This window comes from Cupriavidus sp. SK-4, from assembly GCF_000611125.1.
In the GTDB taxonomy this organism is placed as follows: Bacteria; Pseudomonadota; Gammaproteobacteria; order Burkholderiales; family Burkholderiaceae; genus Cupriavidus; species Cupriavidus necator.
Genome location: NZ_JFJW01000069.1, coordinates 138,529 through 150,224 on the forward strand (window position 1 = coordinate 138,529; position 11,696 = coordinate 150,224).

Annotated in this window: 10 protein-coding genes; 9 read left to right on the top strand and 1 reads right to left on the bottom strand. The window is 66.2% G+C overall.

The features are described 5' to 3' along the window. A partial coding sequence (locus CF68_RS15560) for an amino acid permease (protein ID WP_304413118.1) occupies positions 1-1,487 on the bottom strand: 1,487 nt, incomplete at its 3' end. A 490-nt stretch (positions 1,488-1,977) separates the two neighbouring features. Here CF68_RS15560 and CF68_RS15565 point away from each other — a divergent pair. The 9 genes from CF68_RS15565 to CF68_RS38385 all read left to right on the top strand — a co-directional run. Next, entirely contained in the window at positions 1,978-4,059 is a 2,082-nt protein-coding gene (locus tag CF68_RS15565) for a 3-hydroxyacyl-CoA dehydrogenase NAD-binding domain-containing protein (protein ID WP_035820246.1), read from the top strand. A gap of 30 nt (positions 4,060-4,089) precedes the next feature. Beyond that, positions 4,090-4,734, top strand: a complete 645-nt coding sequence (pncA, locus tag CF68_RS15570; protein WP_035820247.1) for a bifunctional nicotinamidase/pyrazinamidase — start codon at positions 4,090-4,092, stop codon at positions 4,732-4,734. 47 nt (positions 4,735-4,781) lie between these two features. Beyond that, positions 4,782-5,960 (top strand): acetyl-CoA C-acyltransferase, encoded by a 1,179-nt coding sequence (locus CF68_RS15575; RefSeq protein ID WP_035820248.1) that lies wholly within the window; start codon positions 4,782-4,784, stop codon positions 5,958-5,960. Positions 5,961-6,202: 242 nt separating this feature from the next. Further along, complete coding sequence (locus tag CF68_RS15580; protein ID WP_035820250.1) at positions 6,203-8,065, top strand: acyl-CoA dehydrogenase; 1,863 nt, start codon at positions 6,203-6,205, stop codon at positions 8,063-8,065. A gap of 46 nt (positions 8,066-8,111) precedes the next feature. Then, entirely contained in the window at positions 8,112-8,894 is a 783-nt protein-coding gene (locus tag CF68_RS15585; protein WP_013956539.1) for an SDR family oxidoreductase, read from the top strand. 129 nt (positions 8,895-9,023) lie between these two features. Beyond that, positions 9,024-9,461: a PaaI family thioesterase gene (locus CF68_RS15590; protein WP_035820252.1), complete on the top strand. Its 438-nt coding sequence runs from the start codon at positions 9,024-9,026 to the stop codon at positions 9,459-9,461. A 94-nt stretch (positions 9,462-9,555) separates the two neighbouring features. Next, entirely contained in the window at positions 9,556-10,566 is a 1,011-nt protein-coding gene (locus CF68_RS15595; protein ID WP_035820254.1) for an NADP-dependent oxidoreductase, read from the top strand. Between the two features lie 77 nt (positions 10,567-10,643). Then, positions 10,644-11,492 (top strand): class II aldolase/adducin family protein, encoded by an 849-nt coding sequence (locus CF68_RS15600; protein ID WP_035820256.1) that lies wholly within the window; start codon positions 10,644-10,646, stop codon positions 11,490-11,492. A 39-nt stretch (positions 11,493-11,531) separates the two neighbouring features. Beyond that, the coding region (locus CF68_RS38385; RefSeq protein WP_235205783.1) for a glutathione S-transferase N-terminal domain-containing protein at positions 11,532-11,696 on the top strand (165 nt) is incomplete at its 3' end.

The following is an 11,696-nucleotide window of genomic DNA, read 5'->3' on the forward strand; positions in this document are numbered from 1 at the left end:
TTCGGCAAGTCAAACGGCATATCCTCGTAAGCAATCAGCCGCGACTTCTTCACGGCCCGGTACCCCCACCACAGCGCCAGGAACGCCGGCACGCCGATATAGGTCGCCACGATCTCCGGCCACCGGTTCGGGATATCCGCAAACGCCTGGTAGTTCTGCCCGGCCACGATCACCACGCACAGCACCACGGTAAAGATGGGGCCGAAGGGATAGAGCGGCGAGCGGTACGCCAGCATGCCCACGTCATAGCCCTGGTGCACCAGCCCGCGACGGAAGCGATAGTGGCTGATGGCAATGCCCAGCCAGGCAAAGAAGCCGGTCATGGCCGAGGTGTTGAGCAGCCACAGGTAGACCGCCTTGTCCCCGAACAGCGAACTGAAGAAACACAGCGCGCCCACGGCGGTGGTGGCCAGCAGCGCATTGAACGGCACGCCGCTCACGGTCAGCTTGCCGAACGCGCGCGGCGCGCGGCCGCTGACGGCCAGGCCGTAGAGGATCCGGGTCGACACATACATGCTGGAGGTGCCGGCCGAGAGCAGCGCGGTCAGCACCACCGCATTCATCAGCCCCGCGGCAAAGGCCAGGCCGGCGTGGCGGAACACCAGCGCAAACGGGCTCACGCCCACGTCGGTGACGTCGTTGCGCAGCAGGCTGGGATCGGTATAGGGAATCAGCACCCCGATGATCAGGATCGCGATCACATAGAACAGCAGGATGCGCCAGAAGGTCTGCCGGATCGCGCGCGGGATGGTCCTGGCCGGGTGCTCCGCTTCGCCGGCGGCCACGCCCACCGTTTCCGTGCCCTGGAAGGAGAAGCCCGCGATCATCGCCACGCCGATCATGGCCGGGATGCCGCCGACAAAGGGCGCATCGCCCATGGTGAAGTTGTGCCAGCCGGACTGCGGGCCACCCTTCATGATGCCGAAGATCATCAACAGGCCCACGCCCAGGAACACGATCACAGTCACCACTTTGATCAGTGCGAACCAGTACTCGGCCTCGCCGAAGCCGCGCACCGAGAACGCATTGAGCCCGAACATCAGCAGCAGGAACGCGGCGCTCCAGACCACACCGGGCATTTCGGCGAACCAGTACTGCATCACCAGCTGCGCCGCGGTCAGTTCCACGGCGATGGTCACCGCCAGGCTGAACCAGTAGTTCCAGCCCAGCGCGAAGCCGAAGCCTTCGTCGACATAGAGCGCGCTGTAGGTGACAAAGGAGCCGGCCACCGGCATATGCACCGCCAGCTCGCCCAGGCTGGTCATCAGGCAATAGACCATCAGCCCGAGCAGCATGTACATGAGCAGCGCGCCGCCGGGGCCGGCCTGCGCGATCGAGGCGCCCGAGGCCACGAACAGCCCGGTGCCGACCGCGCCGCCGATGGCAATCATGCTCAGGTGGCGGGCCTTGAGCCTGCGCTTGAGGTGGTCTTGCTCGACCACCGGGTGCTGGTGCTCGTGAGCGTGGGAATGTGAGGGGGAAGACATCAGGGTCGCTGGACCTTCCGCCGATCCGGCATCTTGTGGAACCCGGACGGCAAAAAACGAAAAGCCGCGAGTCTACCGTGTCGGCTCGCGCGATTTGTCCGTGTCGGTCAAATAAAGTCCGATACTGGTTTAGAGGCGGCACTCAGTCGCACTCGGCAAGTGCTCTATCCGGCATGGCAGGGCGATTTGGCGCTGGGTTAAGCGCCCCCGCCATGCATTGCGATCAGGGGCGGCATTCGCGCCGCGCATGTCGCCGGAAAAGTCCGAAAATTGAAATTGAACGACCGTGCTATTTTGTGTATGCTTGTTTCGCCCAAGCGCCGGAAGGCGTTGCGGGACGCGGGAAAGCGGCAGGTAGGGCGGAGGGTTTACCCGCCCATGACCGCCACCTCCCGCAGCAGTCGGCGGCCGCCGCTGGCCGCGCCGTGCAGTAAAAAATGAATTCGAGAATTCGAATCCCGAGACAACTTTTGACACCAAAGGAACCAGCATGACAGCGCAGTATCAGGTTCAGGACGGCGTAGCCGTCATCACGCTCGACAATCCCCCTGTCAACGGCCTGGGTCACAGCACCCGGCTTGGCATCGTCGATGGCATGACCCGTGCGCTGGACGATGCCGCCGTCAAGGCCATCGTCATCACCGGCGCTGGCAAGGCTTTCTCGGGCGGCGCCGACATCCGTGAATTCAATACGCCCAAGGCCATGCAGGAGCCGACGCTGCACTCGGTGATCCGCGTGCTGGAAGGCTCGTCCAAGCCGGTGGTCGCCGCCGTGCACTCGGTCGCCATGGGTGGCGGCCTGGAACTGGCGCTGGGCTGTAACTACCGCGTGGCGTCCAAGGGCGCGCAGATCGCGCTGCCGGAAGTAAAGCTGGGCCTGCTGCCCGGCGCCGGCGGCACGCAGCGCCTGCCGCGCGTGATCGGCCTGGAGGCCGCGGCCAACATGATCGTGTCGGGCACCCCGGTGCTGTCCGAGAAGTTCGCCGGCACCAAGCTGTTCGACGAGATCGTCGACGGTGACGTGCTGCCCGCGGCCGTCAAGTTCGCGCAGAACGTCGGCGCCGCCAGCGGCCCGCACCCCAAGGTGCGCGACCTGAAGGTCCGCCACGAAAACCCCGAAGGCTACCTGGGCTTTGCCCGCAACACCGTGGCTGCGATGGCCAAGAACTTCCCGGCGCCGCTGAAGTGCCTGGAAGCGGTGGCCGGCTCGCTCAAGCCGTTCGAGCAAGGCCTGAAGGAAGAGCGTGAAGGCTTCCTGTTCCTGGTGACCACGCCGGAATCGCGCGCGCTGCGCCACGCCTTCTTTGGCGAGCGTGCCGCCAGCAAGATCCCCGATGTGCCCGAAGGCACCCCGACCCGCAAGATCGAGAAGGTCGCCGTGATCGGCGCCGGCACCATGGGTGGCGGCATCAGCATGAACTTCCTGAACGCGGGCATCCCGGTCACCATGCTGGAAACCAAGCAGGAAGCGCTGGACCGCGGCGTGGCCACGATCCGCAAGAACTACGAGAACAGCGCCAAGAAGGGCAAGCTCACGCAAGAGAAGGTCGAGCAGCGCATGGGCCTGCTGAGCACCACGCTGTCCTATGACGACCTCAAGGATGCCGACCTGATCATCGAGGCCGTGTTCGAGGAAATGGGCGTCAAGGAGACCGTGTTCAAGAAGCTGGATGAAGTCGCCAAGCAAGGCGCGATCCTGGCCTCGAACACCTCCACGCTGGACGTCAACAAGATCGCCTCGTTCACCAAGCGTCCGCAGGACGTGGTCGGCATGCACTTCTTCAGCCCGGCCAACGTGATGAAGCTGCTGGAAGTGGTGCGCGGCGAGAAGACCGGCAAGGACGTGCTGGCCACGGTCATGCAGATCGGAAAGAAGATCAAGAAGACCGCGGTGGTCTCGGGCGTGTGCGACGGCTTTATCGGCAACCGCATGGTCGAGCAGTACAGCCGCCAGGCCGGCTACCTGCTGGACGAAGGCGCGCTGCCGGAACAGGTGGACAAGGCCATCGAGAAGTTCGGTTTTGCCATGGGCCCGTTCCGCATGGGCGACCTGGCCGGCAACGACATCGGCTGGGCCATCCGCAAGCGCCGCGCGGTGGACAAGCCGGACATCCAGTATTCGAAGACCGCCGACCTGCTGTGCGAGATGGGCCGCTTCGGCCAGAAGACCGGCGCGGGCTGGTACGACTACAAGGCGGGCGACCGCAAGCCGTACCCGAACCAGCAGGTCAACGACATGATCGTGCAGCACTCGAAGGACCTGGGCATCACGCGCCGCAAGATCTCTGACGAAGAGATCGTAGAGCGCCTGGTGTTCGCGCTGGTCAACGAAGGCGCCAAGATCCTGGAAGAAGGCATTGCTTCCAAGGCCTCGGATATCGACATGGTGTACCTGACCGGCTACGGCTTCCCGCTGTTCCGCGGCGGCCCGATGCTGTACGCGGACCAGGTCGGCCTGTACAACGTGGCGCTGTCGATGAAGCGCTACGCCAAGGGCTACCACGGTGAAGCGTGGGAGGTCGCGCCGCTGCTGCAGAAGCTGGCGGACGAAGGCAAGGGCTTCAACGGTTAATACGCCAAGAGGGTTCAGCCAGGAGCGGCCATGAACACCACCATTGGACCTGACGATTGCCTGCTGGTGATCGACGTGCAGAACGACTTCATGCCGGGCGGCGCGCTTGCCGTGCCCAACGGCGATGAAGTGGTGCCCGTCATCAACCGGCTGGCGCGTGCGTTCGGGCACGTGGTGCTGACGCAGGACTGGCATCCCGTCAGCCACGTCTCGTTCGCGGCCAACCATGCGGGCACGCAGCCGTTCCAGACGCTGACGCTGCCGTATGGCGAGCAGGTGCTGTGGCCGGTGCACTGCGTGCAGGACACGCCAGGCGCTGCGCTGCATGCGGGCCTGCACGTGCCGCATGCGCGGCTGGTGATCCGCAAGGGCCACCATGCCGACGTGGACAGCTACTCCGCTTTCCTGGAAGCGGACCGCACCACGCGCACCGGGCTGGCCGGCTACCTGCGCGAGCATGGCGTCAAGCGCGTGTTCTGCGCGGGTCTGGCGACGGACTATTGCGTGGCCTGGAGCGCGCTCGATGCGCGCGCCGCGGGCTTTGCAGCCGCGGTGATCGAGGATGCCTGCCGCGCCATCGACCTGGAAGGGTCGATGGCCAAAGCATGGCAGGACCTCGGCACCGCCGGCGTTGCGCGCGTCACGTCCGCTGAACTGCTCAAGGGCCAGGGCTGAACCGAACCACCGAACTGAACGACACAAGAGATTCCGAGGAGCAAGACATGAACGAAGCAGTCATCGTATCCACCGCGCGGACCCCGCTGGCCAAGAGCTGGAAGGGCGCCTTCAACATGACCCACGGCGCCACGCTGGGTGGCCATGCCGTCCAGCACGCCATTGCCCGCGCCAAGATCGAGGCCGCCGAAGTGGAAGACGTGCTGATGGGCTGCGCCAATCCGGAAGGTGCCACCGGCGCCAACATCGCGCGCCAGATCGCACTGCGCGCCGGCTGCCCGGTGACCGTGCCCGGCGCCACCGTCAACCGCTTCTGCTCGTCCGGCCTGCAGACCATCGCCATGGCCGCGCAGCGTGTGATCGCCGATGAGGGCGACATCTTCGTCGCCGGCGGCGTGGAAAGCATCTCGTGCGTGCAGCAGGAGATGAACCGCCATATGGTCCAGGAAAGCTGGCTGCTGAAGAACAAGCCGGAAATCTACTGGAACATGCTGCAGACCGCCGAGAACGTGGCCAAGCGCTACAACATCTCGAAGGAGCGCCAGGACGAGTACGGCGTGCGCAGCCAGCAACGCGCCGCCGCCGGGCAGGAAGCCGGCAAGTTCAAGGACGAGATCGTGCCGATGACGGTGCTGGCGGGCGTGGCCGACAAGTCGACCGGCCAGCTGGTGACCAAGGAAGTCACCATCTCCGCCGACGAAGGCATCCGCGCCGATACCACGCTGGAAGGCGTGGCCAAGATCCGCAGTGCGGTGCCGGGTGGCGTGATCACCGCCGGCAATGCCTCGCAGTTCTCGGACGGCGCTTCGGCAGCGGTGGTGATGAATGCGCGCGTGGCCGAGGCCCGCGGCCTGCAGCCGCTGGGCGTGTTCCGCGGCTTTGCCGTGGCTGGCTGCGAGCCGGACGAGATGGGCATCGGCCCGGTCTTTGCCGTGCCCAAGCTGCTGAAGAAGGCCGGCCTGAAGGTCGACGACATTGGCCTGTGGGAGCTGAACGAAGCCTTCGCCGTGCAGGTGCTGTACTGCGCCGATACGCTGGGCATCCCGATGGACCGCCTGAACGTCAATGGCGGCGCCATTGCTGTGGGCCACCCGTACGGCGTGTCGGGCGCGCGCCTGGTCGGCCATGCGCTGATCGAAGGCAAGCGCCGCGGCGTCAAGTACGTGGTGGTGACCATGTGCATCGGCGGCGGCCAGGGCGCAGCCGGGCTGTTCGAAGTCCTGTAACTGCCGACAAAGCCGGCAAGGCTGCCGGTTTGCTCCCCTCTCCCCCCTGCCGGGGGGGGGGCGGGGGGGGGGGGCGCTGGCAGACCGACACGCTGCACTTCGTCGAGACTCCCGCCCTCACCCCAACCCTCTCCCGCAGGCGGGAGAGGGAGCACCCATAGGGTGATTCAAAACCCCGGCGGCTCGCACCAAAAGACAAAAGAACTCGCGGCACGCCACGCAGTGCGCCGCATGGAGACACCATGTCGATGATCCTTTCCCGCCGCGACCTGAATTTCGTGCTGTACGAATGGCTCAAGGTCGACGAGCTCACGCGCATCCCGCGCTATGCCGACCACTCGCGCGAGACTTTCGACGCAGCGCTGGACACCTGCGAGAAAATCGCCACCGACCTGTTCGCGCCGCACAACAAGAAGAACGACCAGCAAGAGCCGCATTTCGACGGCGAGACCGTCAGCATCATCCCCGAGGTCAGCACCGCGCTGAAGGCCTTCTGCGAGGCCGGCCTGATGGCCGCCGGCCAGGACTATGAACTGGGCGGCATGCAGCTGCCGGTGGTGGTCGAGAAAGCCGGCTTTGCCTACTTCAAGGGTGCCAACGTCGGCACCAGCTCGTACCCGTTCCTGACCATCGGCAACGCCAACCTGCTGCTGACGCACGGCACGCCGGCGCAGGTCGAGACCTTCGTCAAGCCGGAGATGGAAGGGCGCTTCTTCGGCACCATGTGCCTGTCCGAGCCGCAGGCGGGCTCGTCGCTGTCCGACATCACCACGCGCGCCGAGTATGAGGGCGAATCGCCGCTGGGCCAGCAATACCGCCTGCGCGGCAACAAGATGTGGATCTCCGCCGGCGAGCACGAGCTGTCGGACAATATCGTCCACCTGGTGCTGGCCAAGATCCCCGGCCCGGACGGCAAGCTGATCCCGGGCGTGAAGGGTATCTCGCTCTTCATCGTGCCCAAGTACCTGGTCAACGAAGACGGCTCGCTGGGCGAGCACAACGACGTGGTGCTGGCCGGCCTGAACCACAAGATGGGCTACCGCGGCACCACCAACTGCCTGCTGAACTTCGGCGAAGGCATGAAGTACCAGCCGGACGGCAAGGCCGGTGCGATCGGCTACCTGGTGGGCGAGCCGCACAAGGGCCTGGCCTGCATGTTCCACATGATGAATGAAGCGCGTATCGGCGTGGGCCTGGGCGCGGTGATGCTGGGCTATACCGGCTACCTGCACGCATTGGACTACGCGCGCAACCGCCCGCAAGGCCGCGCGGTCGGCCCCGGCGGCAAGGATGCGGCCAGCCCGCAGGTGAAGCTGGTCGAGCACGCCGATATCCGCCGCATGCTGCTGGCGCAGAAGAGCTATGTCGAAGGCGGCCTGGCGCTGAACCTGTATTGCGCGCGCCTGGTCGACGAGGAAGAGGCCGCGGCGGCGGCCGGCGATGAAGCCGCGCACGCGCGCCTGGCGCTGCTGCTCGACATCCTGACCCCGATCGCCAAGAGCTGGCCGTCGCAATGGTGCCTGGAGGCCAACAACCTGGCGATCCAGGTGCACGGCGGCTACGGCTACACGCGCGAGTACAACGTCGAGCAGTTCTACCGCGACAACCGCCTCAACCCCATCCACGAAGGCACGCACGGCATCCAGGGCCTGGACCTGCTGGGCCGCAAGGTGGTGATGAAGGATGGCGCGGCCTTCAAGCTGCTGGGAGGGCGCGTGCAGGACACCATCGGCCGCGCGCTGGCCGCCGGCAATGCCGAACTGTCGCAGCAGGCAGGCGCCCTTGGCGCCGCCACCAAACGCCTGGCCGAGGTTACGCAGGCGCTGTGGAGCGCGGGCGACCCCAACGTGACGCTGGCCAATGCCTCGGTCTACCTGGAGGCCTTCGGGCACGTGGTGGTGGCGTGGATCTGGCTGGAACAGGCACTGCTGGCGCAAGCCGCGCTGCCGCGCGCGAACGGCAAGGAAGACGAGGACTTCTACCGCGGCAAGCTGGCCGCGGCGGCCTACTTCTTCCGCTGGGAACTGCCCAAGGTAGGCCCGCAGCTGGCGCTGCTTGAGTCGCTCGACCGCACCACGCTCGACATGCAGGACGCGTGGTTCTGAGCGGCGCTTGCCCATCCCCGAACACTACAGAACGAAGGAAGACAATATGCGTACCATCCAGCAACTGTTTGACCTGAAGGGCAAGACTGCGCTGATCACCGGAGGCTCGCGCGGGCTTGGCCTGCAGATTGCCGAGGCGCTGGGCGAGCAGGGCGCCCGCGTGGTGCTGTCGGCGCGCAAGGCCGATGAGCTGCAGGCGGCGCAGGCGCACCTGAAGTCGCTCGGCATCGAGGCCGACTGGATCGCCGCCGACGGCTCGCAGGAGTCGGAGATCGCGCGCCTGGCCGACGAGGCCATCGCCAAGCTGGGCCACGTCGACATCCTGGTCAACAACGCCGGCGCCACCTGGGGCGCCCCGGCCGAAGACCATCCGGTCGAGGCCTGGGACAAGGTGATGAACCTGAACATCCGCGGCCTGTTCCTGCTGAGCCAGCGCATCGGCAAGCTGTCGATGATCCCGCGCCGCTATGGCCGCATCATCAACGTGGCGTCGATCGCGGGCCTGGCCGGCAACCCGCCGGGCAGCATGGAGACCATTGCCTACAACACCTCCAAGGGCGCGGTGGTCAACTTCACGCGCACGCTGGCGGCCGAGTGGGGCGAGCACAACATCACCGTCAATGCGCTGGCGCCGGGCTTCTTCCCGTCGAAGATGACCAAGGGCTCGCTCGAGCGCATGGGCGTTGAGGCGATGTGCGCCGGCGTGCCGCTGCACCGCCTGGGCGACGACGAGGACCTGAAGGGTGCCGCGCTGCTGTTTGCCAGCGACGCTGGCAAGCACATCACCGGCCAGATCCTGGCGGTGGACGGCGGCGTCAGCGCGGTCTGAGCCGGGCCCGGGGGCATTCCGGACATGACGCACGGCGCGGCTTGGCGGAATCTCGGATTGCCCTCAAACTTGGGGCCGGCGCGGGGCCTCGGCCTCGCCGGCACCTAATTCTCGGACTTCGCAATTGCCATGAACCAGTTCAAAGGCCCCCTGACCCACATCCCCTTCCTTGCCGATCTCGGCGTCACCTGCACCTTCGCCGAAGACGGGCGCAGCGAAATCGCGCTGCCGATCGAGAAGCGTCACCAGAACAGCTGGGACATGGCCCACGGCGGCGTGATCATGACGCTGCTTGACGTCGCCATGGCGATCGCCGGCCGCAGCAGCGACGCGGATGGCCGGGGCGTGGTCACCATCGAGATGAAGACCAGCTTCATGGCGCCGGGGCGCGGCGCGCTGACCGCGCGCGGCACCACCGTGCACCGCACCACCACCATGGTGTTCTGCGAAGGCGAGATCGTCGATGCCGACGGCAAGACCGTGGCGCGCGGCTCGGGCACCTTCAAGTACATCCGGCGCATGCCGCCGCAGCGCCCGGGTGAAACCGATACCGGTGCCGACGGCTGAGCGCCGGCGCCGATGCAGCAGACGGGGCAGCGCGGCTGTTCCCTCCCGACGCAGTATTCAAGCCGTTCCATATTCCTACTGAAAGGAATCGATCATGTCCAAAACGTTCAAGCGCATCGTCCTGGCCTCGCGTCCCGAAGGCGCGGTGACGCCGGCCAATTTCCGCCTGGAAGAAGTGCCCGTGCCGCAGATCGCCGACGGCCAGGTGCTGGTGCGCAACCACTACCTGTCGCTGGACCCGTACATGCGCGGCCGCATGAACGACAGCAAGTCCTACGCCGCGCCGCAGCCGCTCGATGAGGTCATGATCGGCGGCACCGTGGGCGAAGTGGTGGAAAGCAAGAACAGCAAGTTCAAGCCGGGCGACAAGGTGGTCGGCATGTTCGGCTGGCAGGAGATGGGCGTCAGCGACGGCACCGGCCTGCAGCCGGTCGATACCACGCATATCCCGCTGTCTGCCTACCTGGGCTCGGTCGGCATGCCGGGCGTGACCGCCTGGTACGGCCTGAACAAGATCATCCTGCCCAAGCCGGGCAAGACCATCGCGGTCAGCGCGGCCTCCGGCGCGGTGGGCAGCGTGGTCGGGCAGCTGGCCAAGCTGGCCGCCTGCCGCGCGGTCGGCTTTGCCGGCGGCAAGGACAAGTGCGACTACGTGGTCAATGAGCTGGGCTTCGATGCCTGCATCGACTACAAGGCGGCCAAGGATCCCAAGGAGCTCTACAAGATGCTCAAGGAAGCCACCCCGGACGGCATCGACGGCTATTTCGAGAACGTCGGCGGCGATATCCTGGACGCCGTGCTGACGCGCATGAACGCCTTCGGCCGCATCGCCCTGTGCGGCATGATCGCGGGCTATGACGGCCAGCCGCTGCCGCTGAAGAACCCGCAGCTGATCCTGGTGTCGCGCCTGACCATCGAAGGCTTTATCGTCTCGGAGCACATGGAAGTCTGGCCGCAGGCGCTGAAGGAACTGGGCACCGCCGTCGCACAGGGCAAGCTCAAGTTCCGCGAGAGCATTGCCGAAGGCCTGGCCAGTGCGCCGGAAGCCTTTATCGGCCTGCTCAAGGGCAAGAACTTCGGCAAGCAGCTGGTCAAGCTGGTCTGACCGGCGCATGCAGGGCCGCGGCGCGCCTGCCGGGCGCGCCGCGGGCAACGGATTTCACCAAAAAAATGGAGACACCGATGAATGCCCCGCAAGCCCCGCAAATCCAGAGCGACGACGAGATCGGCGCCGGCCTGCCCGAAGAGGTCAAGGCCCGCTACCGCAACCTGCCGCGCCCGCCGCAGTTCGCCACCGCCGCCGAAGAGCGCCTGCACCGCAAGCAGCGCCTGGCCGCGGCCTTCCGGCTGTTTTCCAGGTTCGGTTTCGATGAAGGCGTGGCCGGCCATATCACCGCGCGCGACCCGGAGTTTCCCGATACCTTCTGGGTCAATCCCTTCGGCGTGCATTTCAGCCAGGTCAAGGTTTCCAACCTGATCCGATGTGACCACCACGGCGACGTGGTGGAGGGTAACTACCCGGTCAATGCCGCGGCCTTCGCCATCCATTCGCGCGTGCACCAGACCCGCTCCGACGCGGTCGCGGCCGCGCATTCGCACAGCACCTATGGCCGCGCGTGGTCCACGCTGGGCCGCCCGCTCGATCCGCTGACGCAGGACGTGTGCGCGTTCTACCAGGACCATGCGGTCTATGACGATTTCGGCGGCGTGGTAGTGGAGCTCGACGAGGGCCAGCGCATCGCCAATGCGCTGGGCCGGAACAAGGCCGCCATCCTGCAGAACCATGGCCTGCTGACGGTCGGCAAGACCGTGGACGAAGCCGCCTGGTGGTTCATCACCATGGAGCGCTCCTGCCAGGTCCAGTTGCTGGCCGAAGCCGCCGCGGCGCGCACCCAGGCGCCGCTGAAGCTGATCTCCGATGCGGCCGCGCGCCAGGCCTATTCGATCGTCGGCACGGCGCAGGCGGGCTGGTTCCAGTTCCAGCCGCTCTATGCCCGCATCGTCAAGGAACAGCCGGACTTGCTGGACTGAATCCGCCGGCACCCGCTGGCAAACATGGAGGTGGAGCGCATGGCCGACATCATTCTTCATCAGTACGCAACTTCGCCATTCTCCGAGAAGGTGCGCCTGGCACTTGGCGCCAAGGGACTGGCGTGGCAGGCGGTGGAAATCCCCGCCATCCTGCCCAAGCCCGACCTGCTGGCGCTGACCGGCGGCTACCGCCGCACGCCCGGG